At 49.8% G+C, this 23783-nt stretch carries 24 protein-coding genes; 2 read left to right on the top strand and 22 right to left on the bottom strand.

Annotation, left to right across the window (positions count from 1 at the left end):
* Positions 1–17: 17 nt before the first annotated feature.
* The 5 genes from scfB to ftsH form a co-directional block, all read right to left on the bottom strand.
* The gene (scfB, locus tag DWW13_RS02280; RefSeq protein ID WP_118719123.1) at positions 18–1376 is read right to left on the bottom strand and encodes a thioether cross-link-forming SCIFF peptide maturase; all 1359 of its coding nucleotides are present in this window, start codon (positions 1374–1376) and stop codon (positions 18–20) included.
* 116 nt (positions 1377–1492) lie between these two features.
* Entirely contained in the window at positions 1493–1633 is a 141-nt protein-coding gene (scfA, locus tag DWW13_RS02275; protein WP_022461131.1) for a six-cysteine ranthipeptide SCIFF, read from the bottom strand.
* A gap of 133 nt (positions 1634–1766) precedes the next feature.
* Positions 1767–2159, bottom strand: coding sequence for a TIGR04086 family membrane protein (locus DWW13_RS18770; protein ID WP_022461130.1), 393 nt, complete (start codon positions 2157–2159; stop codon positions 1767–1769).
* Between the two features lie 61 nt (positions 2160–2220).
* Positions 2221–3936 (bottom strand): hypothetical protein, encoded by a 1716-nt coding sequence (locus tag DWW13_RS18765; RefSeq protein WP_158579736.1) that lies wholly within the window; start codon positions 3934–3936, stop codon positions 2221–2223.
* A gap of 305 nt (positions 3937–4241) precedes the next feature.
* On the bottom strand, positions 4242–6101 hold the full coding sequence (ftsH, locus tag DWW13_RS02265; RefSeq protein ID WP_118719121.1) for an ATP-dependent zinc metalloprotease FtsH: 1860 nt from the start codon (positions 6099–6101) through the stop codon (positions 4242–4244).
* A 258-nt stretch (positions 6102–6359) separates the two neighbouring features.
* Here ftsH and DWW13_RS02260 point away from each other — a divergent pair, with 258 nt between their 5' ends.
* Positions 6360–7250, top strand: coding sequence for an RluA family pseudouridine synthase (locus tag DWW13_RS02260; RefSeq protein WP_055219470.1), 891 nt, complete (start codon positions 6360–6362; stop codon positions 7248–7250).
* Between the two features lie 113 nt (positions 7251–7363).
* Here DWW13_RS02260 and DWW13_RS02255 read toward each other — a convergent pair whose 3' ends face one another.
* The 10 genes from DWW13_RS02255 to DWW13_RS02210 all read right to left on the bottom strand — a co-directional run bounded on the left by DWW13_RS02255 (position 7364) and on the right by DWW13_RS02210 (position 17019).
* Positions 7364–7864, bottom strand: coding sequence for a heme-degrading domain-containing protein (locus DWW13_RS02255; protein WP_243025975.1), 501 nt, complete (start codon positions 7862–7864; stop codon positions 7364–7366).
* Between the two features lie 191 nt (positions 7865–8055).
* Positions 8056–8850 carry an RnfABCDGE type electron transport complex subunit B gene (locus DWW13_RS02250; RefSeq protein ID WP_118640218.1) on the bottom strand — a complete coding sequence of 265 codons (795 nt, stop codon included), beginning with the start codon at positions 8848–8850 and terminating at the stop codon, positions 8056–8058.
* Between the two features lie 13 nt (positions 8851–8863).
* Entirely contained in the window at positions 8864–9439 is a 576-nt protein-coding gene (gene rsxA / locus DWW13_RS02245) for an electron transport complex subunit RsxA (protein ID WP_118719119.1), read from the bottom strand.
* Positions 9436–10140 carry an electron transport complex subunit RsxE gene (rsxE, locus tag DWW13_RS02240; RefSeq protein ID WP_022461369.1) on the bottom strand — a complete coding sequence of 235 codons (705 nt, stop codon included), beginning with the start codon at positions 10138–10140 and terminating at the stop codon, positions 9436–9438. Before rsxE ends, rsxA begins: the two co-directional genes overlap by 4 nt.
* Positions 10137–10775 (bottom strand): FMN-binding protein, encoded by a 639-nt coding sequence (locus DWW13_RS02235; RefSeq protein WP_118719117.1) that lies wholly within the window; start codon positions 10773–10775, stop codon positions 10137–10139. Before DWW13_RS02235 ends, rsxE begins: the two co-directional genes overlap by 4 nt.
* Complete coding sequence (locus tag DWW13_RS02230; RefSeq protein ID WP_118719115.1) at positions 10772–11728, bottom strand: RnfABCDGE type electron transport complex subunit D; 957 nt, start codon at positions 11726–11728, stop codon at positions 10772–10774. The genes DWW13_RS02235 and DWW13_RS02230 overlap by 4 nt, the downstream gene beginning before the upstream one ends.
* Positions 11729–11741: 13 nt before the next feature.
* Positions 11742–13070 (bottom strand): electron transport complex subunit RsxC, encoded by a 1329-nt coding sequence (rsxC, locus tag DWW13_RS02225; protein WP_118719113.1) that lies wholly within the window; start codon positions 13068–13070, stop codon positions 11742–11744.
* 106 nt (positions 13071–13176) lie between these two features.
* A complete protein-coding gene (truA, locus tag DWW13_RS02220) occupies positions 13177–13914 on the bottom strand; it encodes a tRNA pseudouridine(38-40) synthase TruA (protein ID WP_117801773.1) in 738 nt (245 codons plus the stop codon).
* A 105-nt stretch (positions 13915–14019) separates the two neighbouring features.
* Entirely contained in the window at positions 14020–15459 is a 1440-nt protein-coding gene (locus tag DWW13_RS02215; protein ID WP_118719111.1) for an ATP-binding protein, read from the bottom strand.
* A gap of 87 nt (positions 15460–15546) precedes the next feature.
* Positions 15547–17019 carry a vWA domain-containing protein gene (locus DWW13_RS02210; protein ID WP_118719109.1) on the bottom strand — a complete coding sequence of 491 codons (1473 nt, stop codon included), beginning with the start codon at positions 17017–17019 and terminating at the stop codon, positions 15547–15549.
* 479 nt (positions 17020–17498) lie between these two features.
* Between DWW13_RS02210 and DWW13_RS02205 the strand changes: the two genes are divergently transcribed.
* The gene (locus DWW13_RS02205) at positions 17499–18038 is read left to right on the top strand and encodes an FKBP-type peptidyl-prolyl cis-trans isomerase (protein WP_022461376.1); all 540 of its coding nucleotides are present in this window, start codon (positions 17499–17501) and stop codon (positions 18036–18038) included.
* Between the two features lie 118 nt (positions 18039–18156).
* Here DWW13_RS02205 and DWW13_RS02200 read toward each other — a convergent pair whose 3' ends face one another.
* The 7 genes from DWW13_RS02200 to DWW13_RS02170 form a co-directional block, all read right to left on the bottom strand.
* Positions 18157–19035: an ABC transporter permease gene (locus DWW13_RS02200; protein ID WP_118719107.1), complete on the bottom strand. Its 879-nt coding sequence runs from the start codon at positions 19033–19035 to the stop codon at positions 18157–18159.
* Positions 19020–20156: an FtsX-like permease family protein gene (locus DWW13_RS02195; RefSeq protein ID WP_118719105.1), complete on the bottom strand. Its 1137-nt coding sequence runs from the start codon at positions 20154–20156 to the stop codon at positions 19020–19022. The genes DWW13_RS02200 and DWW13_RS02195 overlap by 16 nt, the downstream gene beginning before the upstream one ends.
* A complete protein-coding gene (locus DWW13_RS02190; RefSeq protein ID WP_055219485.1) occupies positions 20149–20916 on the bottom strand; it encodes an ABC transporter ATP-binding protein in 768 nt (255 codons plus the stop codon). Before DWW13_RS02190 ends, DWW13_RS02195 begins: the two co-directional genes overlap by 8 nt.
* A 146-nt stretch (positions 20917–21062) precedes the next feature.
* A complete protein-coding gene (locus DWW13_RS02185) occupies positions 21063–22082 on the bottom strand; it encodes a sensor histidine kinase (protein WP_199688469.1) in 1020 nt (339 codons plus the stop codon).
* A 24-nt stretch (positions 22083–22106) separates the two neighbouring features.
* Positions 22107–22778 carry a response regulator transcription factor gene (locus tag DWW13_RS02180; RefSeq protein WP_022461380.1) on the bottom strand — a complete coding sequence of 224 codons (672 nt, stop codon included), beginning with the start codon at positions 22776–22778 and terminating at the stop codon, positions 22107–22109.
* A 135-nt stretch (positions 22779–22913) separates the two neighbouring features.
* Positions 22914–23435, bottom strand: coding sequence for a nitroreductase family protein (locus tag DWW13_RS02175; protein ID WP_118595159.1), 522 nt, complete (start codon positions 23433–23435; stop codon positions 22914–22916).
* A 74-nt stretch (positions 23436–23509) separates the two neighbouring features.
* Positions 23510–23686, bottom strand: coding sequence for a DUF6472 family protein (locus tag DWW13_RS02170; RefSeq protein WP_243025989.1), 177 nt, complete (start codon positions 23684–23686; stop codon positions 23510–23512).
* Between the last annotated feature and the right edge of the window lie 97 nt (positions 23687–23783).

Raw genomic sequence — 23783 nt, 5'->3', positions numbered from 1 at the left:
CGATTTTCCTCTTTTCTTTAATCTTCGGCCAGAGCTGCCTTTATCATCAATGCACACTCGATCCGTTTCTGCTGCATCTTGCATCCGATCTCGTAAACATCGTTGATCTTACCTGTGAAATTGTAGGAGTTTGCCGCGCATCCGCCGCTGCAGTAGAACCGTGCAAAGCACCGGCTGCACTCCTTCTTGGAATAAACGTTGCATTTCTTGAATTCGTTGACCGTTTCTGTCTTTTTCACGCCTTCGTAAACATTTCCAAGGCAGAAATCTTCCTGTCCTACGAACTGGTGGCACGGATAGAAATCGCCCCACGGTGTTACCGCAAGGTACTCGGTTCCGGAACCGCAGCCGGAAAGACGTTTATAAACACATGGTCCGCCGGTCAGATCGATCATGAAATGGAAGAAATTGAAGCCTCTTCCTTCTTTTTCTCTCTTGATCATCTCTCTTGCCAGAATGTCGTACTGTTCGAAAATCACCGGAAGGTCTTCCTCGCGGATCGCGTAATCCTCGGTCGGAGGTGCTACAACAGGCTCAACCGAGATCTGTTTGAAGCCGAGGTCTGCCAGATGGAGGACGTCGGCAGCAAAGTCTGTGTTGTAATGCGTGAAGGTTCCGCGCACATAGTATTTGTCCTGATGACGGAGTTCAGCGAATTTCTGGAATTTCGGCACGATCAGATCGTAGCTTCCGGCACCTTTGCGGAACGGACGCATGTGATCGTGAACTTCTTTTCTTCCGTCGATACTTAATACGACGTTGCCCATCTCCTTATTGCAGAACTCCATGACCTCGTCGTTTAAGAGAACACCGTTGGTGGTCAGGGTGAAACGGAAGTTCTTGTTATGTAACTTCTCCTGTTCTCTTCCGTAGGCTACGAGCTGTTTTACAACATCCCAGTTCATCAGCGGTTCACCGCCGAAGAAATCTACCTCGAGGTTTCTTCTGCTGCCGGAGTTTGCGATCAGGAAATCAAGCGCTTTTTTGCCGACTTCCAGGGACATCAGTGCACGTCTTCCGTGGTACTCGCCCTCTTCTGCGAAGCAGTAACGACAGGCAAGATTGCAGTCGTGTGCGATATGGAGGCAGAGTGCTTTTACGACGGTCGGACGGTTGGAAAACTGATCGATTGCGTTTTCGTAGATATCTTTGGTAAAGAGCATGCCGTTGTCTGCAAGTTCCTGAATTTCTTCTCTGGCTTCGGTGATGTCCTGCTCGGCGTATTTACTGCTAAGCGCCTCTGCTGTCTCTTCTGCATTTTTTCCTTCGTTCATGCAGGAAAGCACATCGTATACGCAGTCATCCACAACATGGACGGAGCCGCTGTTGACGTCCAGCACCATGTTGAAGCCATTGCTTTTATATAAATGTATCACTGTGGTATTCCTTTCTATAACTCTCTCTTTTTTTAATATGCCTGGCAAAAAGAATGTTCCCAAATCCGGCGAAACCGGTTCTGGGAACACCTTTTACTCGTCCTTATGGATTACTTTTACTTATGCTCGCAGCTCTGGTTGCCTACGGTGCAAGAAGTCTTACATGCGGACTGGCAGGATGTCTGGCACTCACCGCATCCACCTTTTTTTACAGTGTTCTGTAAGCTTTTTGTATTTAAAGTTTTGATGTGTTTCATGGCACATTCCTCCTTCATTGTAGTTGACGCGCGACTTTTTTATAGTCTTCGGCCATTAGCTCTTCCCATTATAGCATAGGTTTTTCAAATTTAAAAGTCTGTTTTTTGAAAAAATGTTCTGTTTTGTCCGCTTTTATCTGCCGTGTGCCGTCATTCCGCCTGCCATTCCGCCGACGGCACAGACTGCTGCCGCCCACAGAAGTCTTCCGGCTCCGGCAAATCCGCCCGGCAGGAAGACTGCGGAGACGATGATCAGAATGGCAAAATACACGATTCCAAAGCAGATGCCCCAGAGAAACCGCCGTTTTCCCGCCATGTTTCCTGCCATTCTTCCGCCGGAAAAGCTTGATGCCAGATAGATCACCACAATGCCCGCCTGCACCCAGCTTTCCTTCCAGGAAAATTTCCAGAGCAGGAAAGACAGCAGCAAAAGAAGAAGCACCGAGATCAGATAGGAAACGAGAAGAGCCTTCAGCCAGCCGATCCCGCTGCCCGCACCCACCGCCCATGTTTTCTTTTCTTCCATAAGAAAAAGCCCTCCCATACTGTAAATGTATGGAATGGCTTTTTCGGATATGCCTGTTTCTTTATTCTTCGTCAAACGGATGATTCTTTTTGAATTCCAGCCATGCGGCCATGCTCTTTGCGCGTTTCGCCTGCATCTGAAGGAATGCCATGCAGAACATAACGGCTGCAGAAAGTGCGGAGCTGATCGCCAGCGGAAGCACCAGCGTCTCATCGCCGGTGTTGACCGGGATGCTGCGGATGCTTGCAGTGGTCTGTGTCTTCTTCTGCGGAATCTTTGTGCTTCCGGTATTGGAATTGGAAGAGCTGTTGTTACTGCTGCTCTTCGACGGTGTGGCTGTCGGAGTCGGAGTGGATGTCTTATTCGTTCCGTAGTTGTCCGGTCCTACAAGGATCGTTCCTGCGGCACGCAGCGTACTTACGTCATCGGCTGCACTTGCTGTCATTTCACCGGCACTCAGGTTGGATTTCTGCTCTGCAGCTGCAAGCAGTTCATGCTCGTCTTCGTCCGCCGTCTCAGCTTCTGCTGTTTCCGTCTGCTCCTCTGATACAACGCTTCCGGACAGACTTACTGCCATCGGCTGGATTAAAAGAGAGACATCGGAGATCAGATAGCCGTCTTCTGTGCTGTCCGTACCGGATGGATTGGAAATTTCATCGAAATTTTTTACGGTTTCGTTTTCTTTCTGAATTTCATCTTTTACAAGGTCACCCAGATTTTCATCCTGTTTCCACTGGTCCGATGATGCATCCTTTCCCGTTCCGTTCTGGTTATCCTGGTTTGTATCGTCCTGGTTTGTGTCATCTGCTGCAGGATCGTCTTTTGCTGTATCATCCGGGGCAGGTGTCACGGTTGGATCTTCTGCCGGAGTTTCCGGATTATCCGGATTTTCACTGTCATCGGTATTCTCGCCCGGTGCTGTCGTCGGAGTTACTTCCGGCGTTACGGTCGGTTCCGCATCCGGTGTCGGAGCTGCCGTTGGTGTATCCCCTGTATTTTCTCCGTTGTCCGCATCCGGTGTCGGAGTTGCCGTTGGTTCCTCCGCCGGCGTTACGGTCGGCTCTGCGTCCGGCGTTTCCGTCGGTTCTACCGTTGGCTCTGCGTCCGGGGTCACCGTTGGTTCTGCGGTCGGCTCTGCATCCGGCGTTTCCGTCGGACCCGGAGTTGGTGTTACGGTATCTTCTGCCGCATCCGGTGCCGGAGACTCGCCTGGCGCAAGCGTTGGTGTTTCCGAAACCGTTTCTTTTGCTTTTTCTGCTGCCAGAACAGCCTCATATCCGGCTTCTGTCACCACGATTTCATCTGCCGCAAAAACGGTATCTGTTACTCTTCCCCAGAAGTCTGTTTTCTGCTGTTTCTTTCGATACGTTTCCAGCTCTTTTTCATCCATTCCGACGAATACCAGATATTTTTCTGCTGCTTCCTCCGCTGCCGTTTTGCTGGTATCTGCAGTAGTGTTTTTTTCGGTTGTTTTCCCGTCCGCCTGCAGTTCTGCCGCTGCAGCTGCAAGAAGCTCCTGTGCTTTTTCCACGGTTTTTACTGCTGTCTCTGCCGTTGTACCGTCTGCCGTATCATCGCCGGTTTTCAGATTCACATAAACGGCTGCCCGTTTTGTCTTTGTCTCTGTACCGTTCTCCGTTCCGGAGACAGTTTCGTTCTGTACTGCGCTTTTTTCCGTTCCTGCCGATGCGCTGGCACGGAGCGGAATTGCATCGGAAAATACCAGTGTGCCCGCAAGGACAGCACCCATCACTTTCCATGCCTGTTTTTTCTTCATTGCGTTTCTCCTTATGTTCTCTTGATCTATCCTAAAAAAATCTGTCTTTTTGTGTCATAATTTCGCATTACAGCATTATAGCACAAGAAAGAATCCCGCGCAAGGCTGAAGTCGCCTTGAAACGCGGGATTCGTTACAGTTCACAGGTTCCCTGCGAACTGTAACATTCGCAGCCCTCATTGAAAGTTTTGCTTCGCAAAAGGAGGGCTGCTCACACCTGAATCACTTTCTTACGCAGTGAAACAGCAAGTGTTTCACTGCTGGGTGAACAGTAACGCGGGATTCTCATCTGCTTTTATCGCTTTTTAGTTTGTTTCCATTCTCGTTGTCGTAAGCTGATCCGGGGATAAATTCAGGATTTCCATAAACTCATCACCTGTGATCGTCTCTTTCTCATACAGATATTTTGCCAGCTCGTGGAGTTTCGGCATGTTATCTTTTAAGAGCTGCTCTGCTTTGTCGTACTGTTTTCTGACTGCTGCAACAACCTTCTCATCAATCTGTGCTGCTGTCGATTCGGAGCATGCCAGGGAAGTGTCGCCGCCGAGGTACTGGTTCGTTACCGTCTCAAATGCAACCATACCAAATTCCTCGTTCATACCGAAGCGGGTGATCATGGATCTTGCCACCTTCGTTGCCTGCTCGATATCGTTCGAAGCACCTGTCGTGATGGAATGGAACACCAGATCCTCTGCCACACGGCCGCCGGTCAGCGTTGCAATCTTGTTTTCCAGCTCTTCGCGGCTCATCAGGTTGTGCTCATCTTCATCCACCTGCATCGTATAGCCGAGGGCGCCGGACGTACGCGGGATAATGGTGATCTTCGTAACCGGAGCGGAATGGCTCTGCAGTGCTGCGACGAGTGCATGGCCGACCTCGTGGTAGGAAACGATCAGTTTCTCTTTGTCGGTCATGATCTTATTCTTCTTCTGGTATCCGGCGATGACAACCTCAACGCTCTCCTCCAGATCCGCCTGGGTGACAAATTTTCTTCCATCACGGACGGCACGGAGTGCTGCCTCGTTAATCATATTGGCAAGTTCTGCACCAGAAGCACCGGATGCCATACGTGCGATCGCATTGTAATCGACATTGTCGCCCACGCGGATGTTTTTCGCATGGACTTTCAGGATTTCCTCACGGCCTTTTAAGTCAGGCAGTTCAACCGGCACACGGCGGTCGAAACGGCCCGGACGAAGAAGTGCCGGGTCCAGGGAATCCGGACGGTTCGTCGCTGCCAGAATGACAACGCCTTTCTTTCCATCGAATCCATCCATCTCGGCAAGCAGCTGGTTCAGGGTCTGCTCACGCTCGTCGTTTCCGGAGAATCCGCCGCCGTCACGTTTTTTGCCGACGGTATCGATCTCATCGATAAAGACGATACACGGTGCTTTCTCGTTTGCCTGCTGGAACAGGTCACGCACCTTTGCAGCTCCCATGCCGACGAACATCTCGACGAACTCGGAGCCGGAAATGGAGAAGAACGGAACATTTGCCTCTCCGGCTACTGCCTTTGCAAGCAGCGTTTTACCGGTTCCTGGAGGGCCGACAAGCAGTGCTCCTTTCGGCATTTTTGCACCAATTTCTTCATATTTTTTTGGATTATGCAGGAAATCAACAATCTCCTGTAAAATTTCTTTTGCCTCATCCTCTCCGGCAACATCTGCAAATTTAATGCCGGTTTCGGACTGTACATAAACCTTGGCGTTGCTCTTTCCAAAGCTCATCGCATTTCCCATGCCGCCCATCATCTTACTCGTCATGCGTTTCATCAGCCACTGTCCGAGCGCAACCATCACAACGATCGGTATTACCCATGTTAAAAGAAATTCCATGAGCGGCGACATCTGCTCTATGATCGGCGTTCCAAATTCGGTAATACCTGCCTCATATAAACGGTCTACCAGCTTGTAATCATTCATCACACCCGTCTTATAATAATTCGCTGGGCTTGATTTGTCGCTGAAAATAATCTCATTTGACTGGATCTGGACTTCGCTGATTTCGTTGTTATCTACCATCTGCAAAAATTTTCCGTAATCAACTTCTGTTACTTTGGGCTCGAGAAGTCTCGGGAAAAGCAGAAGATTTAACAGCAGAATGACGATCAGCGCAATCACATAATAAAAAATCATGGGTTTTTTCGGTTTCTGCACCTGCTTCATCTGTATCCCCTCCTGTTTCTTGATTTTCTTTCTTTTTTAGTAGCATAAACTTTTCTTTCGCTAAAATCAATCAAATTCTGACATTTCATGAAACTTTTATACTTTTTTATATTTTCGCTATAGAAAGGTAAGTTTCTTGCTTTTCCATCTGTTTTCGGCTATACTTGCGAAAGACTGGGAAAGTCTCTTTTTGAAATTTTGCCCCGAAATGACAGGATTCATTCGATAAAAAAAGCTATAGAAACGGAGGTTTTGTGTATGGGACACAGGTTTACATATGTGGTTTCGCCGGAGGAGGAACGGGAAAATCTGACTGTGGAATGGTTTCTCCGCCGGCATGGATATTCGCGCCATATTATTACGGGCTTAAAACGCACAGAGGACGGCATTTTCCGAAACGGCGTCCGCGCCTGGACGAGCCAGGCCGTGCACGCCGGGGATGTGATCGAAACGCACCTTGTCGAAACAGAACCCTCCGACGGAATTCTGCCGCGGCCGGTTCCGTTTTCGGTTGTGTATGAGGATGACGACATCCTCGTTGTGGATAAACCCGCTGATACGCCGATTCATCCGTCGATTGGAAATTATGAAAATACGCTGGCAAACGGCATTGCATGGTATTTTGAACAGAAAGGTGAACCCTTCGTCTACCGCTGTATCAACCGCCTCGACCGCGACACCACCGGCCTTATCGTGCTCGCCAAGCACGCCTTAAGCGCCGCCGTTCTCTCCCAGGCCATGCGCTCCCGCGAAATCCACCGCACGTATCAGGCCTTCGCCCTCGGCGAAACCGCTGCATCCGGCACCATCGACGCCCCGATCGCCCGCCTCAACGGCTCCCTCATCCAGCGCACCGTCGACTTTGCCTCCGGCGAGCGCTCCGTAACCCATTACCGCACCCTCGCGCACTGCTCCGTTTTCTCCCACCTCGAACTCAATCTCGAAACCGGCCGCACCCACCAGATCCGCGTCCACATGGCTTACATCGGCCATCCGCTGCTCGGCGATACCCTCTACAACAAAACTCCCGGCACTTTCCCCCGCCAGGCACTTCACTCTGCATCGCTCTCCTTCGTCCATCCGATCACCGGAGAACCCTTAAACTTCCACGCACCACTGCCGGAAGATATGCAAAACCTGCTGACATAAACCAACCCCCGTGAGTTGCCGCTCACGGGGGTTTTGTTGTCCCTGATGGAACTGTCATGTCTTTTTGCCGGTGACATTGTATCATACACAAAATTTAGTTTCAATCATCATTTTCATACAGTTCTGATTCTCGGTACTTCATCGATATGCAAATATTTGCTGATGCATTTCACAATCACATCATGATCCGAAACCTGTCCCATGCCGGACACTGCTACGGTTGCCACAACGCCGACTTCTTCCACGCAGATCGGAAAACCTCCGCCCAGCATTGCGTATTCCTTCGGGTCCAGTACCATCTGTTTTACGCTCTCCGGCGCATTCGTCGCTGCCATGTAGAGCTGCAGCGAACTCCGCTCCGTCAGAAGCACCGAATTGCTCTTCCGTCTCATCAGCTCCACATTGTGCGGCGTAATGCCGTTATCACAATACTGGAATACAACTTCCCCGTTGCTTCTGCGGATCACGATGCCAACCTGTGCTCCGCGCCGTCTTGCCTCCATCAGGATCATCGTTCCCAGTTCCCATGCGTCTGCATTTGTAAAATGCGTAAACTGCAGAATATCCTCCTGCATATCGAGCACTTTCATCAGTTCATCCATTGTCATTGTCATACTTTTGCCCCGTCCTTTCTGCCATTTTATATTTTTTTAGCTTTTTGCCCCTCGTTTTCTGACTTTCAGTTTATCATTTTCCCAAATTCAAGTCAAGCCAGCCACCCCCGGCATTGGCTAACACGATATCACCGAAAAGCAAAAATTCCACGCCGCAGAAGTTCCCTCCCACAGCATGGAATTTCTCATTTTTATTTTTCTACCATAATACACTTCCGCGGGCAGTTCTCCGCGCAGAGGCCGCAGCCTGTACATTTTGCCGGGTCGATCTCCGCGCGCTGGTCCACAACGTGAATTGCATCCGACGGGCAGTTCTTCTCGCACTTCTTACATCCGATACAGCCGATCTCACACGCTGCCATCACCGCCTTGCCCTTCTCGGTTGAGCGGCATTTCACCGTGATCTTCTGCTCATACGGAATCAGGTCGATCAGATTTCTCGGACAGGCCTTCACGCAGGCACCGCATGCCTTGCACGCTTCGCCGTCCACAACGGCAATGCCGTTTTCAATATGGATCGCATCAAACTTACATGCCTTCACGCAGTTTCCAAAACCAAGACATCCGTTTCCGCAGCTCTTCGGACCGCCGCCCGGTACAAAACCGGCGTAGGAGCAGTCCCTTGCACCCGTGTATTCATACTTGTTCTTTGCCACGTCACACGTACCGGCGCACCGTACCACTGCTTTTCTGCGCTCCTGTGCTCCGGCTTCCTGTCCCATAATGGCACCGATCGCTGCCGCAACCGGCGCTCCGCCGACCGGACAGACCGAAATCGGGGCTTCACCCTTTACCACTGCAGCCGCCGCTCCGTCACAGCCCGGGTAACCGCAGCCGCCGCAGTTGTTGCCCGGCAGCGCTTCACGGACCTTCGTCTCGCGCTCGTCCACTTCCACATAAAACTTCTTTCCGGCAATTCCAAGGAGAATACCAATCAAAAGGCCGGTTCCACCCACCATCAGGGTGGCTGCTAAAATACCATTCATCTCTTCATTCCTCCTAGATCATTCCGGAAAATCCCATAAATGCCATTGACATCAGCATAGCCGTAAGAAGAACAATCGGCATTCCTTTGAATGACTCCGGGATATCGTTGTACTCCATCTTTTCCCGCAGGCCGGCCATCAGCACCATGGCAATTGTAAAGCCGATTGCGGTTGCCAGACCGTAAACCGTACCCTGCAGAATCGTGTAATCCTTCTGTACGTTGATGAGTGCCACACCGAGTACCGCGCAGTTTGTTGTAATCAGCGGAAGGTAAACGCCGAGCGCTCGGTACAGAGACGGAATCGTCTTTTTCAGGAACATCTCAACGAGCTGTACCAGCGCCGCGATGACAAGAATGAAAACGATCGTTTTCAGATAATCAAGTTCTGCCGGTACCAGGATAAATTTGTAAATCAGACTTGTCACAAATGAAGAAATCGTGAGGACAAAAATAACCGCTCCGCCCATGCCGGCCGCCGTATCCATCTTTTTGGAAACACCGAGGAAAGCACAGATGCCGAGGAACTGGCTTAAGACAACGTTGTTCACCAGCGCCGCACCGATCGCAATTAAAATCAGTTCTTTCATTTCGCTTCCTCCTTTCCTTTCACAGCCTGGCAGTATGCCTTATTGGCGCATGCCATACAGCCGGTCTCTTCTGCCGGGACTGCCGGTTTTCCGGTTTTCTCTGACTTCTGGCGTTTGATGCGGTTCTGCACCGCAACGAGCATTGCCAGCACAAGGAATGCACCCGGCGCCATGATGAAGATGTTGACCGGCTCGTAAGCACTCGGCATTACCTGGATACCGAACAGGGTTCCAGCTCCGATCAGCTCACGAAACATACCGATCAGGGTCAGGCCGACGGTAAATCCAAGGCCCATGCCGATACCATCAAATAAAGACGGGATCGGACCATGTTTTCCAGCATATGCCTCGGCGCGTCCCAGGATGATACAGTTTACAACGATCAGCGGGATGTAGATGCCAAGGGCGGAATAGAGTGCCGGAATAAAACCTTCCATCAAAAATTCCACGATGGTTACAAACGATGCCACAACAACGATGTATGCTGGCATACGCACGCCGTCCGGGATGATTTTCCGAAGCAGGGAAATCATCAGGTTGGAGGCGGTCAGGATGACCATCGTCGCAAGGCCCATGCCGATACCGTTCTTTGCAGAAGTGGTAACCGCAAGCGTCGGACACATACCCAGCATCATGACGAAGGTCGGGTTTTCTTTTATGATACCATTATAAAGCCGTTCCAGCGGCGTATCTTTTCTCATGAGTTCCCTCCCTCTCCGGAAAGCAGACCGGATTCGTTGCAGTAGTTAAAACAGCAGATTCCTGCATTGACACCGTTTGTTACAGCGTTCGTTGTCAGAGTTGCTCCGCTCAGCGCATCGATTTCATCATCCGCGGATGCGCCGGATTTTGTGTAGGAGAATGCTTCTACGTTTTTATCCTTGAACTGATTCTTGAAATCGTCTGTGTCGGCACGCATACCAAGGCCGGCCGTCTCGGAAAGTGACAGGAAAGAGATTCCCTTTGTCGTTCCGTCCGATGCAATTCCCATCGAGAACTGCATGCCGCCGCCATAGCCTTCGGTTGTGGAGATGATCTCAACCAGGCCGATCGTCGCGCCGGATGCGTCTTTTGCAAGCAGCAGTTCGTCAATCGTCTGTGCTTCAAAACCGTGGCCGATCAGTGCTGCCGTAAGCTCTGCCTGTTCCGCATCGCTCATTGTTACTTCTTCAAAGGAAACTGCCTCCGGGAATACGTTCTGGCAGGATTCCTGTTTTTCTTTTTCCTGCTGTTTCTGGATCGGCTCTAAGGTTACCTGGTGGGCCGCACCGAGAAGCAGTCCGGCAATCAGCGTGATCGCCGCAAGAATCAGTGCGTTTTTTATAATTTTGTTCATGCTTTTTTCTTGCCTCCTCTTCCGAATCCAACCGGCACGGTCACACGCTCAATGAGCGGAACCAGAAGGTTGGTAAAGATGATGGCATAGGAAACGCCCTCTGCCGAATTTCCAAAGATACGGAATACACCGGTCAGAAGTCCTAAAATGACCGCATAGATATACTGTCCCTTCTTTGTGATCGGGCGGGTAACGTAATCGGTTGCCATGAACCATGCGCCGAGCATCAGACCGCCGCCCAAAAGATGCGCGCCAAGGAAATTGATGTCAAAGCCGTGGCCGCCGAAAAGCAGGGCGAATAAAAGCTCGGTTCCGATGTAAATGAGCGGAATGTTGAGGTCAATCACATGGATGCAGACAAGGAAAATTCCGCCGATCAGAAGGGCAAGCGCGGAAGTCTCGCCGATGGTTCCTGTCGTGTTTCCAAGGAACATGGACAGCAGATTCACCTGCTCTCCTGCTTTTGCTGCGGCAAGCGGTGTCGCACCGGATACGGTATCCACGAGGTGTGCGGCTGCCGGGGCAGCGAAGTTTGTCATATGACCCGGGAAGGAAATCAAAAGGAAACATCTTCCTGCAAGCGCCGGGTTCATGATGTTCTGGCCAAGACCGCCGAAAAGCTGTTTTACGACGAGAATTGCAAACACACCGCCGATCACCGGCATCCAAAGAGGCGCCTGCACCGGCATGTTCATGGCCAGCAGAAGGCCGGTTACCAGTGCACTGCCGTCGGCAATCGTCACCGGTTTCTTCATTCCTTTTTCATACAGATATTCCGTCAGGGGACAGACTGCCATCGAAATCGCAATCAAAAGCAGCGCCCTAAGGCCGAAATTCCAGACTCCCACGCAGGCTGCCGGGGCAAGGGCAAGCAGGACGGCAAACATGATTTTGTCTGTCGTCACCTTGGACCGCGCGTGTGGGGAAGATGATACGTGTAATAATCCCTTCATATGTAAGATCCCCCTATTTCTTCTTTCTCTTTGCCAGAAGCACTTTACGCATTGAGCTGATTTCCTGCGTCAGCGGACGTCTTGCCGGGCAGATAAAGGAACAACAGCCACATTCACAGCACTCCATTCCGCCATATTTCAGGAACTTCTCTTCCTCACCGTGCTCCGCAAAAACAGAAAGGCGGGCCGGAAGAATCTGACCCGGACAGACGGAAACACAGCGTCCGCAGTTGATGCAGGCAGATGGTGCCAGCGCAGATACTTCATCCTCCGTAAGGCAGGTCAGTGCAGATGTTGTCTTGGTAACAGGAACCTCCATTGTAAACAGGGCTTTTCCCATCATCGGACCGCCGCAGATGATCTTGGATGCCTCGTTTTTCAGACCACCTGCCTGCTCTAAAAGTTCGGACAAGAGCATGCCGACCGGTACTTCAAAGTTGCACGGATTCTGTACAGCATCTCCCGTCACGGTAACGATACGGCTCATCAGCGGTTCGCCGAAGCGGACTGCCTGGTAAATAGCGGTCACGGTATCAATGTTATCCACGATACAGCCCGCGTCCGCCGGCAGCATGGAAGAATTTACCTTTCGCCCCGTTGCTGCATAGATCAGCATACGCTCGGCACCCTGCGGGTATTTCGTTTTAAGTTCTAGAACCTCAATATTGTCCCCCGGAAGCACCAGCTCGCAAAATTTCGCGATACAGTCCGGTTTGTTGTCCTCAATGCAGATGATTCCCTTTGCTTTCGGGAACATATGCAGCATGATTTTTAAGCCTCCGATCACCTTTTCCGGCTCTTCGAGCATTCTGCGGTAGTCGCTCGTCAGATACGGCTCACACTCTGCTCCATTGACGAGAATGTGGTCAATCGCTGACGGATCTTTCGGGGATACTTTGACGTGTGTCGGGAAGCCTGCACCTCCCATTCCCACGATTCCGGCCTCTTTGATCTTGTTCCGGATCGTATCTGCGTCGAGTTTTTCCCAATGAGGGCACTCCTCAAATGCTTCTTTTTCATACAGCCCGTCGTTCTCCACAACGATACAGTCTACCTGGGAACCGGCTGCGGAAATTTTTTTCTCAATTCCTTTTACCGTGCCGGAAACCGATGCGTAAACAGGAGCCGAAACAAATCCTCCCGCTTCTGCGATTTTCTGTCCCGCTTTTACATGGTCGCCTTTTTGTACGATCGGCACAGCAGGCGCTCCGATGTGCTGTGACACTGCGTAATACAATAAGTTGCCCGGCTGCGCTTTGACAATCGGTTTGTCCTTGGAGAGCTCTTTTCCCTCGTACGGGTGAACGCCGCCATGAAAAGTATTTCTTTTCTTCTGAAACATGCTTTTCACCTCATCCTTTCTCTTTTCTATGCTGCATTTATCAATTCACAGCCTTTTTTCGGTTTTTTATGCAAAAAAGGCTGGTGCATTGCCCTGATTATTTCGGTTATTCATATCGGACTTCTTTTAACAGGAGTCCGCATGCCGGTGCAAGAAAACCCGCACTTTCGCGGTCTTTTGCTTTGAGAAGCTCCGTCATTGATGCGATATCCCGTTTTCCCATCCCGGCCTCCACAAGTGTTCCGGTCAGGATCCGCACCATGTGGTACAGAAAACCGGTTCCGGTATAGGAAATGATAAGAATCCCGTCTTTCTCGCAGAAATCAATTCCGGTAATCGTCCGTACTGTCGATTTTTTCATACGTTTGTTGGCACAGAAGCTCCTGAAATCATACGTTCCGATAAACGCTTTCGATGCTTCTTTCATTTTTTCCACATCGAGCGGTGCTTCCGGAAAATACACGTATTTCCGCTCGAAAACATGCTTTCTGCCATCGATCACGATACGGTATTCGTATGTTTTGTCCACCGCATTCAGACGGCTGTGGAAGCGCTCCGGCATCCGCGCGAGGCTGGTAACTTCGATGTCTTCCGGCAGATAATGGTTGATTGTCTGCAGAAGTTCTTCATCGGATAGATCCGTATGAAACTTTGCATTTGCGACCTGTCCCGCCGCATGGACGCCGGCATCGGTTCTGCCCGCGCCGTGGATCTCCACCGGCTCTCCTGCGATCCTGGACAGCAGCGTTTCGAGCTTGCCCTGAATCGTGTTGTCCGTATTTCCCTGCTTCTGCCAGCCGTTATAGCGCGTGCCATCGTACTGCAGGATCATTTTATAATTCATCTTTTTCTTCCTTCCTCTGTCCTGTTCTTCCTCTTCCTTTCAAATCATTTTTCTCCAGAAATGGGCTTTTCAGAACCATTTTCTTCTTTACAAAGTGGCAGCTTATCATTTGGCATCCATGCTTTTCTCAATCAAAAAGCTCCGTAACGCTGGACTTCGCGCAAGATTTGCTTCAAACAGCACCACTTCTGCTCCGCCCGGAAAGCTGTTCTGTAAAAATTCAGCGGCACGGCGGATCTGCAGTTTCACATCCTTTACTTCCTTCTCCACTTTTTCCTGTTCCAGTTCACATACCGTTTCAAAAAGCTCTTTCATCTGATCCGAATCGGTTTTGCGACATTTTTTAGCGGTCTCCTCGAGTTTTTTTAACTTTTTCAAGACCCGCGCATTCGTTTCTTCCTCGTCCTTTTTCAGCAGTCCCTGCTTTTTGCACACTGCAAATCCCTGCTCTTTCTGTTGTAGCCAGGATGCGTATGTCTCATCTTTTTTCTGCCTGCAAAGCCCGGTAAACTGGCGAAAGCACTCGGAGAACTCCTTTGCCGTGTGCTCCTGCTTCTGGCAGCCAGATGCCTCTTTCTGAAGTGCCGCATGAAACAGAGACAACAATACAGATCGCTCTTCTGCGGAACCATTTGCCGCCATCTTCTGTTTTTCTGCCATGATTTTTCCGGAAAATGCACCGGTCAGAATCTCCTCTACACCGTAATCCTGTCCATATTTTTCGTAAATCCTGTAGTACGAGCTGAATTCCTCCGCCGTCTTTTCTTCCTGCAAATATTGTCCGATCAGTGCTTCGTCGACCGGAAAATGCAGGATTTCATAACTTTTCAGCACTGCCGACAAATCCTCCCAGCCGCGTGCTGTCACAAAACGCTTCTCATCCGCTTCCTGCGAAACAGAATAAAAATGGTCACTGTGTGCCATAAGGTACGTTGTCACGGCGCTGTGGATCTGATTTTTCTCTGCGTAGGAGAGCCAGACGGAAAGCTCGGGAAGCACCTCGATCTTCCGCACACGGTCAAGCGTTGCCACATCAAATTCCCGCACAGATTTATTATATTCCGGCGGATTTCCGGCGGCCACGATCAGCCAGTCATCCGGGATGTGCTGATTGCCGAATTTTTTGTCCTGCAAAAGCTGCAGCATTACCGGAGCGAGGGTCTCGGAGACGCAGTTAATTTCATCGAGAAAGAGGATACCCCGCTTCTTTCCGGTCTGCTCCATGCGGTCATAGATCGAGGCGATGATCTCGCTCATCGTGTATTCCGTTGTATGTACCGTTTTCCCTTCGATTTCACGTTTGCAGATCTCCGGAAGGCCCATGGCACTCTGACGCGTATGGTGTGTCATCGTGTAGGCGACAAGCCCCACACCGCACTCTTCTGCGATCTGCTCCATAATTGCCGTTTTTCCGATGCCCGGCGGGCCGATCAGGAGAATGGGACGCTGCTGCCGGAGCGGAACCAGTGGAAAACCAATTTCATCTCTTGCAAAGTATGCGCGCAGGGCTGTTTCAATTGTCTCTTTTGCTTCTTGTATGTTCATATGTTCTCTCTTATCTTATGCGCTCTTTATGTACTCTCGAAATCTTTCTGTGTTTGATTTTGCGAGATGCTTTTTTGTCAGTTGTGTTCAAAGAGTACATTCTTCTGTCAGCAGTTTTTTTGCCCATTTGGGGACAAGATTCATTTTTTCGGTCTGTCTGACAAAGACGAATGCCGTCTCGTAATCGGGCTTTTGTTCGGGATAAATTCCGTCTCCGTCGGTAAAATAGATCAACGCTTTTAAGTTTCGGAATACGTGCTGTTCCCGCAACTCTTCCACTTTCTGAAAGACAGGACGGAAATCGGTTCCGCCTCGGCCCTTGATGATAATTGTTTCACGGTAAGCTTCCCATTCTTTCGGGGAATGGATCATCGTGACATCCTGCACGAAGCTGTCGCACTGGATCAGGCAGACGTTCCAGCTGGAAAAGAAGTTTTCTTTTTCTTCAAGAATGCTGCGCGTCTCACCAAGAAATTTTGCTACGATTTCTTTTTTGCACGAACCGGATGTGTCGATCGCGATAACCAGCTCTTCGAGACGGTTTCCCTCGCGCGTCTCCGGCGGCTCGATGAAAGGGAAATTTCCGTAATACATAAGCCCATAATGGTAAGCGACTGGATCGAAGCTGTCGAGATCCAGCTCCATTTCCTCGCGGGTAACGGTAAAGCGTTTCAGGAAGCGGCGGTAATCGTACGCTCTTTTTTCGATCCCGGACAGGGTTTCTTTTTTTCCACCACGGTTCTGGCCTCGCCGCAGGCCGCCGGTGCCGTAGTTTTCCGCCAACTTGCGGGAAGCACGTTTCCAGACTGATTGAAAAGACTCGATAAGTTCCGGTTCTTTTCCCGACACCAGCCATGAAACCGGAGACTGTTTTTCTTTTTCCGGCATCAGCCATGAAACCGGGGGCTGTTCTTTTTTTTCCGGCTCCGGTGTTTCTTTCCCAAACCGGCGGATGCATTCCAGCAGCAGGTGCTGATAGCCTTCCTTGAGGAACGATGAATTTTCGGCACACATGCAGAGTACAAAATCGGAGTTAAAATATATCGTATGACCGTCGGATGTGATGGCTTTTGTCCTGTCGGATGGCTGATGCTGAAAGAAAAGAATCGCTTCACCAAGTTCCGGGTACAGCCAGCAGAGGTTTTTGCGGGCTTCTTCGAAAAGCCGGAGCGCCAGCGCTTCTTTTTCTTTTGTGGGCTTTTCTTTTTGAAACGCAGCTTCTGTTTTTCTGCTTTCCGTATTCTCCTGCATCGGATCCTGTGAGCTCCGGTTCAGGAGAATGCGGAAGACCTGCCATTTCTGCTGGTCGGCAGCAAAGTTGAGAAAACGTTTTCGGTCTGCATCGGACAGCCATCCGGTCTGCAGAATATGTTCCAGCTTTGAAAAATCATCCTCACGAATCAGCATTTCGACAGCGGGACGGATGCGTTTCCGCAGGTATGCGGTATATGCGGCTCGCTGTTCTTCCGGAAGATCCTGCAATTCACAAAAGCCGGAAAGTGCAGCCCGGAGGCGCTGCTGTTCGGATGTCGTCGTTCTGAAACTACTCCAGTCATCCATTTTATTCACTCCCTTACTCGCCGCGTTTTCTCACTTGCACTCAATCTTACGCTGCCGCGTAAGCGGCATTCGTCGTTCGTCAATTGAAAATAAATTTTCATTTGACTCACTTGCACTCAATCTTACGCTGCCGCGTAAGCGACATTCGTCGTTCGTCAAATGAAAATAAATTTTCATTTGACTCACTTGCACTCAATCTTACGCTGCCGCGTAAGCGACATTCGTCGTTCGTCAAATGAAAATAAATTTTCATTTGACTCACTTGCACTCAATCTTACGCTGCCGCGTAAGCGACATTCGTCGTTCGTCAAATGAAAATAAATTTTCATTTGACTCACTTGCACTCATTATATCGTCATTTTTGAGCATTGACAATGTTGGATCGTGTTATTTTTTTCACACTTTTACCATATTTTTATGATATACTTGATATTATAAAATACGATTGCAGTCGTAAAAGCGCAAAGGAGATCCTTTTTATGAACAAAGAAAACAGAAAAGCTGCCAGGGAACGGCGTGCCAAAGAGCGGGAGCACGAAGCGAAAGTAGCGCATTACAAAAAGATCTGGAGCTGGGCCGGACCAGCTCTGATTGTCGTTGTGATCGTCGGCCTTATCATCGCCAGCGTACTCGATTCCAAACGACTCTCTGCCAAAAGTGCCTCGGAGGATACCTCCACAGCCTCATCGGCCGCATCCGCCTCATCAGCCTCCACTTCGGCTTCTGCCTCTTTGCAGACCGACACTTCCCTCACCATTGAGGACGGTGATACCGTCAATATCGACTATGTCGGCTCCATTGACGGCGTGGAATTTGAAGGTGGAAACACAAAAGGAAACGGCGCTGATCTTGTGATCGGCTCCCACACTTACATCGATGACTTTGAAGAACAGCTCATCGGCCATCACCCGGGCGACAGCGTAGATGTAACCGTCACTTTCCCGGAAGACTATGGAAAAGACGAACTCAATGGAAAGGAAGCTCTTTTCAAAGTTACCATCAACGGCATTTATAAATAGAACAACCAAAAAGACATCCCCAGCAGATTTTCCGTCTGCGCCGGATGTCTTTTTCTTATTATTTTTTTGTTAAGTTTTTTTCAAAGGCGCTTCGATGTATTAAAAAAAGTACATCTTCTTATTCCACAATTTTGTAATACGCCCGCGCCGTCAGCACATAGACGATCAGGTAAACCACGGCAAACGCCGCAATCGTAATCGCTGTTGCAGCCAGGAACAGATTGCTGTCCGGGAAATTCAGCATTGCCATGATACGCCTGGTCAATGGAAACGCTACCATTGTATGCACCACGGCCACCGCGAGCGGCAGGAAAAAGACCGTTACCACCTGTGACTGAATCGTCTGACGGATTTCTTTGCGGCTCATGCCGACCTTCTGCATAATCTGGAACCGTTTTCGGTCATCGAAGCCTTCTGAAACCTGCTTGTAATAGATAATCATAACGGCACCCATCAAAAACAGCGCACCGACGAAAACACCTAAAAACAGAAGTGAACCATATAGACTGTAAACCGTATTGCGCTCTTTTTCGCGCACTTCCACCCATCCGTTAAAAGATGACTCCGTCAGTATCGTCTCAATCTCATCTCCAACTGTGATCTGTTCGCCAGCATCCCCGATAAGATCCAGAGCATATTCCCAACTGTATCCTTCTGGCTCCTTTCCCTGCACAGCCGCATACGCTTCCTTTGCTTCATGGTTCCGCGTCACCACCGTCATTGTCTCATACACCTGCGTCTTCTCATCCAGAATGTACGATTTTTTATCGGTATTCCATTTTTTTACTTCATACATCTGATTTCCCAGTTCAATCGTGTCATATCCATAATTTTTCTGTTTTGCCTGAAAAACCAGAGCCTGCCCTGGTTCCAGCTCTACCTGTTCGCCGGTTACCTGATTGTACTCCGACTCTTCCATGATTTTTATCAGTGTGCTCGCCGCAGCATCATCTGACTGTGTTTTTTCTACTTTGTTTCTATCTACAGCAGCAAGCATAACATAGTATCTCTGATCACTTTCATACTTTTTTCTGAGCTGCTTTTCTTCCAGATGCTGATAATCCCAGTTTTCACTTCCTCTATCATCTTCTGACTGACCGGCTCCACCGTCTTCATAATGCCGCTCACGCCAGTATTTGCTTCGATCGAAATCTGATGTGGAAACCGCGTATAGGTAACCTCCTCAATTCCCGTCCACAGACATGTGCTGATGGAGATAACCAGAAGCACACCCGTTGACAGAATACAGATATTCGCAAGACCGACCGCATTTTGCTTCATGCGGTACAGCATGCCCGAAATGCTTGTAAAATGGCGTGTCTGGTAATAGTAATTCTTGTTTTTCTTCAGAATTTTCAAAAATGCAATACTTCCAGCAGAAAACAGGCAGTACGTTCCCACCATAACCAAAGCGATTGCATTAAAAAACTTATCAAGTGCATCCATCGAGGATTGGCAGGTCAGAGCCAGATAATAGCCAACACCAAGAAGCATGAATCCAAGAACCGCCGTCAAAAGCTTCGTTTTCGGTTCCCGCTCACCCTGCGCGCCGCCGTGCAGCAGTTCGACCGGCTGTGAGACGTGGATCTGGCGAAGGCTTAAGAGAAAATTGATCACAAAAGTCAGGCCGAACAGCAGCATCGTACTTCCCACGGCTTTTGCACTGAACGCAAAACCAATTGTTCCGTTCAGTCCGGTCAGCTTCATCAGCACCAGAAACAGCAGGCGGTACAGCAACACACCGAGCAGAATACCGATTCCAAGCGATGCCGCCCACAGATACAGACTCTCAAAAAAGAGGATCTTCGCCAGATGCTTTTTCTCCATGCCGAGAATCTGGAACAGACCGAACTCTTTTTTTCTTCTTTTTGCCAGAAAACTGTTGCTGTAGATCAGAAAAATCACCGCGAACAGGCCAATGATATAGGTTCCCATCCCCATCACTGTCAGGATCGTATCTTTTCCGATCATGGAATCAAAGCCACTTCCCTGCGCCAGTGTATCCATGATAAAAAACATCACCACCGTGCCGATGCATGACAGCAGATACGGAAGAATATTCTGACGGTTTTTGCTCAAATTTGTTTTTGCCAGTCTGGCATACAGCAGATTATTCATCCCGTTCACCACCCGTCGCAAGAATTGTCAACGTATCGGAGATCTTCTGATACATCTCATCGCGCCCTAAAGAACCGCGATACAGCTGGTGGAAGACCTCGCCGTCCTTGATGAACAGCACACGCTTCGCCGAGCAGGCCGCCTTCACACTGTGCGTTACCATAACAATCGTCTGGCCCTCCTCGTTGATCTCCCCGAACAGTTTCATGAGGCCATCCGCTGCATGGGAATCGAGCGCGCCGGAAGGCTCATCCGCAAGAACCAGCTCCGGATTGGTAATCAGCGCACGCGCAACGGCTGCACGCTGCTTCTGTCCGCCGGACACCTCATATGGGTATTTATTGAGGATCTGGGTGATGCCGAGTTTTTTCGCAATCGGCTCTGCCCGAAGACTCATCTCCTCGTATTTTTTTCCTTCCAGCACGAGCGGCAAATAAATGTTGTCACGCAGGGAAAAGGTATCGAGCAGGTTGAAGTCCTGGAACACGAAACCTAAATTTTCGCGGCGGAATCCGGCAATCTCCTTCTCCTTTAATTCGCCGAGATTCTTTCCATTTAACCGCACCTGTCCGCCGGTTGGCTTGTCTAGTGCTGCGAGCAGGTTCAGAAGCGTCGTTTTTCCGCTTCCCGATTCGCCCATGATTGCAACAAATTCGCCCCGTTCCACTGTAAAATTAACGTCTTTCAACGCTTCCACCCGGTTGCTGCCAAGGCGCGTGGTATATGTTTTTTTCAGATGTTCTACTTCCAGAATTGCCATGTCACATTTTCCTTTCTGTCTGAACTGTTTTCTTAATTGACAAGGCTTATTATACCCGTCCGCGCCCTCTTCTGCCTTAGGATCATCTTACAAAAAGACCGGCAACCTTACATTTCTGTAAGATTCCCGGCGAAGCTCTCTATGTACTACAGGGATACGGTATCCAGCCCAAGATACACCTTCGTTCCCACTCCCATCTCCGACTCGATGCGGATGGTATGCGAAAGTTTCTCCATGATCTGGCGGCACAGATACAGTCCGATGCCCGTTGACCGCTTGTCTGCGCGGCCGTTGCAGCCCGTGTAGCCTTTTTCGAAAATCCGCGGCAGATCCTCCGGCGCAATGCCGATGCCGGTGTCCTCAATCACCAGCGTTTTTGGTGCATCCGGTGACAGATAGATGTGAATGCTTCCACTTTTCGTGTATTTCAGCGCATTTGACAGAATCTGCTCCAGCACAAAGACGAGCCATTTTTCATCTGTCAGCACCTCGCAGTGCACCGGCTCGTAGGAAAGGATAATCTTCCGGCGGATAAAAAGCGGAGCATATTTCCGCACAGCCTGGCGGATCAGCGCATCCAAATCGTACCTTGCAAAGACAAGATCCGATGTCATTTTTTCCATGCGCAGGTACTGCAGCGCCATCTGCACATACTGCTCCGTCTGGAAAAGTTCGCTCTGCATTTCACGCGAAAGCGGCGTATCCTCCTCCTGCAGAAGCAGCCGCATCGCCGCAATCGGCGTTTTGATCTGATGGGTCCACATCGTATAATACTCCATCATATCGCGGTATTTCTGCTCCATCTTAATCTGTTCTTCCTGAAACTGCCGCTCATAGGATGCGATGATCTGCTGGTAATCCCGCGCCAGAAGCCCGTCCGCCTCCGGAAGCGCTTCTGTTTTGCCCTGCGGTTCGGCGGCAAGGAGTGCTAAGACCAGATGATGTTTCCGGTACTTCCCATAATGAAAGCAAAAACCTGTGGCTCCGACAGCAGCCATCAGCACGATCATATAAACGGTGACATCCTGCGGCACATTGCGCAGAAAACAGAGGAGTGAAAATACTCCTATAAAAGCGGCAATCCGCACGGCCGATGCAAGATGCTCTTTCAAATACCAGTTAAGAAGCATAAACTCCTGCCGGATTCCCTCTTTCTGTTGTTCCATCCTCTTTCTCCTGTTCTGCTTCCGTCATGCGATCAGGTAGCCGACACCCTTTTTCGTCTGGATAAAGTCTGTAAGTCCTGCCTCCTCCAGTTTTTTCCGCAAGCGCGTGACGTTGACTGTCAGCGTGTTGTCATCTATAAAGCTGTCCGACTCCCACAGATGCATCATCAGCATATCGCGGCTGACGGCTTTTCCTTTATTTTCGAGAAGGGACTGCAGAATGCGCCACTCATTTTTTGTCAGCTCAATTCGCTTTCCCCGGTAATTCAGCACACCACTTCCCGTATCGAGCATGGCACCGCGGTGCTCGAGGAAATTCGTTTCTCCGGCAAATTCGTAGGTGCGGCGGAGCATCGCCTGGACTTTGGCGGTCAGGACACTTAAATCAAACGGCTTCGCGATAAAGTCATCGCCGCCCATATTAACGGCCATAATAATGTTCATGTTGTCCGATGCAGAAGAAAGAAAAATTACCGGCACTTTCGAGACTTTTCGAATCTCCTGGCACCAGTGAAATCCGTTAAAAAAGGGAAGATGAATGTCCATCAGCACTAATTGCGGATTTTTCACGGCAAATTCGGCGAGAACGCCGGAAAAATCCTGTACGCAGAACGCATCCATGCCCCAGGAAACCAGACTCTGCTGCACGGCGCGGGCGATGACTTCATCATCTTCTACAATCATAATTCGATACATGGCTGTTCCTCTGTTGTCTCTAGCAAAGCGGATATTCGCAATCCGCTTCGCTACTTGCTTGATTCGGTTAAAAATATGGACTCCGGGCGGGTGTTTTCAACGCACAGCCGCTCCCGGAGCCGTTTTCGCAGATGATTATACTCTTACAATATAATCTGATTTTCTTTCTTTTGCCTCTGGGTACTCACAGTCGCGATAGCCGAGGATGCAGTGGCCGATTCCAACATAATTTTCGGAAAGTCCCCACTCTTTTAAGAGGGCTTTTCCCTCCGGGCTCGCGAACTCTTCTTTTGCACGATGGATCCAGCAGGAATCCACACCAACGGCATGTGCTGCCAGCATCAGATTTCCCATGACAAGAGAGCCGTCCTCCACATAAGTTCCGCGCTCCGGGTCAGCAAGCACGATCAGAACGGTCGGTGCGCCGTAGAACGGATCGGATGTTGTACCCATAACAGCCGCATTCATTTTCGAAAGTTTTGCAATCAGCTCCGGTTTCTGTACCACAACAATCACCGGCGACTGTTTTCCCATGCCGGTTGCCGCATACGTTCCGGCCTCCAGAATTGCATCGAGCTGCTCATCGGTAATCTGCTCCGCTTTGTATTTGCGGATGCTTCTTCTTGTTTTGATTGCATTTAATACTTCGTTGTTCATGGTAAAAATCCTCCTGTTCTTTTTTTGTTTTTATCGCAAACGCCGCAGCTTTGTATACCGGACGCATTGCCTGCCTACATCTGTTTCCGCACAATCCGATACTCGTCGCCGAGCTGGTAGTACGGACAGTTGTAAAATTTATCCTGCAGAAAACGTGCCATCTCATCCTCATCGAGATCCACCTCGCAGGTGTAGCACTCATAATCATCATCATACACAAAATTGCCGCACGACTCACAGCTTGTGGCCATCTGGCGGGAGTGCTTTTTCTTTTGTGCATGGGGTGTTGGTTCTGTCATATGGCAATTCCTCCCATTTCTTACACTTCGCTTTTCCGTTTCTGCGCTT

Source organism: Blautia sp. AF14-40 (genome assembly GCF_003479665.1).
GTDB lineage: Bacteria > Bacillota > Clostridia > Lachnospirales > Lachnospiraceae > Fusicatenibacter > Fusicatenibacter saccharivorans.
The sequence above is the reverse complement of the archived record's forward strand: the minus strand, read 5'-3'. Positions and strand labels throughout refer to the sequence as shown.

What these genes read in the sequence shown, in the direction of transcription:
- DWW13_RS02255 (WP_243025975.1), bottom strand. Translation starts at nt 7,864, where the DNA reads ATGACAATGACAATGGATGAACTGATGAAAGTGCTCGATATGCAGGAG.
- truA (WP_117801773.1), bottom strand. Translation starts at nt 13,914, where the DNA reads ATGAATTATAAAATGATCCTGCAGTACGATGGCACGCGCTATAACGGC.
- DWW13_RS02230 (WP_118719115.1), bottom strand. Translation starts at nt 11,728, where the DNA reads ATGAAGGGATTATTACACGTATCATCTTCCCCACACGCGCGGTCCAAG.
- DWW13_RS02185 (WP_199688469.1), bottom strand. Translation starts at nt 22,082, where the DNA reads ATGGAACAACAGAAAGAGGGAATCCGGCAGGAGTTTATGCTTCTTAAC.
- DWW13_RS18770 (WP_022461130.1), bottom strand. Translation starts at nt 2,159, where the DNA reads ATGGAAGAAAAGAAAACATGGGCGGTGGGTGCGGGCAGCGGGATCGGC.
- DWW13_RS02215 (WP_118719111.1), bottom strand. Translation starts at nt 15,459, where the DNA reads ATGAACATACAAGAAGCAAAAGAGACAATTGAAACAGCCCTGCGCGCA.
- DWW13_RS02170 (WP_243025989.1), bottom strand. Translation starts at nt 23,686, where the DNA reads ATGGCCACAAGCTGTGAGTCGTGCGGCAATTTTGTGTATGATGATGAT.
- DWW13_RS02250 (WP_118640218.1), bottom strand. Translation starts at nt 8,850, where the DNA reads ATGAATGGTATTTTAGCAGCCACCCTGATGGTGGGTGGAACCGGCCTT.
- ftsH (WP_118719121.1), bottom strand. Translation starts at nt 6,101, where the DNA reads ATGAAGCAGGTGCAGAAACCGAAAAAACCCATGATTTTTTATTATGTG.
- DWW13_RS02180 (WP_022461380.1), bottom strand. Translation starts at nt 22,778, where the DNA reads ATGTATCGAATTATGATTGTAGAAGATGATGAAGTCATCGCCCGCGCC.
- rsxE (WP_022461369.1), bottom strand. Translation starts at nt 10,140, where the DNA reads ATGAGAAAAGATACGCCGCTGGAACGGCTTTATAATGGTATCATAAAA.
- DWW13_RS02205 (WP_022461376.1), top strand. Translation starts at nt 17,499, where the DNA reads ATGAACAAAGAAAACAGAAAAGCTGCCAGGGAACGGCGTGCCAAAGAG.
- DWW13_RS02260 (WP_055219470.1), top strand. Translation starts at nt 6,360, where the DNA reads ATGGGACACAGGTTTACATATGTGGTTTCGCCGGAGGAGGAACGGGAA.
- DWW13_RS02190 (WP_055219485.1), bottom strand. Translation starts at nt 20,916, where the DNA reads ATGGCAATTCTGGAAGTAGAACATCTGAAAAAAACATATACCACGCGC.
- DWW13_RS02210 (WP_118719109.1), bottom strand. Translation starts at nt 17,019, where the DNA reads ATGGATGACTGGAGTAGTTTCAGAACGACGACATCCGAACAGCAGCGC.
- DWW13_RS02195 (WP_118719105.1), bottom strand. Translation starts at nt 20,156, where the DNA reads ATGAATAATCTGCTGTATGCCAGACTGGCAAAAACAAATTTGAGCAAA.
- rsxA (WP_118719119.1), bottom strand. Translation starts at nt 9,439, where the DNA reads ATGAAAGAACTGATTTTAATTGCGATCGGTGCGGCGCTGGTGAACAAC.
- DWW13_RS02200 (WP_118719107.1), bottom strand. Translation starts at nt 19,035, where the DNA reads ATGCTTGCTGCTGTAGATAGAAACAAAGTAGAAAAAACACAGTCAGAT.
- rsxC (WP_118719113.1), bottom strand. Translation starts at nt 13,070, where the DNA reads ATGTTTCAGAAGAAAAGAAATACTTTTCATGGCGGCGTTCACCCGTAC.
- DWW13_RS02175 (WP_118595159.1), bottom strand. Translation starts at nt 23,435, where the DNA reads ATGAACAACGAAGTATTAAATGCAATCAAAACAAGAAGAAGCATCCGC.
- DWW13_RS18765 (WP_158579736.1), bottom strand. Translation starts at nt 3,936, where the DNA reads ATGAAGAAAAAACAGGCATGGAAAGTGATGGGTGCTGTCCTTGCGGGC.
- scfA (WP_022461131.1), bottom strand. Translation starts at nt 1,633, where the DNA reads ATGAAACACATCAAAACTTTAAATACAAAAAGCTTACAGAACACTGTA.
- DWW13_RS02235 (WP_118719117.1), bottom strand. Translation starts at nt 10,775, where the DNA reads ATGAACAAAATTATAAAAAACGCACTGATTCTTGCGGCGATCACGCTG.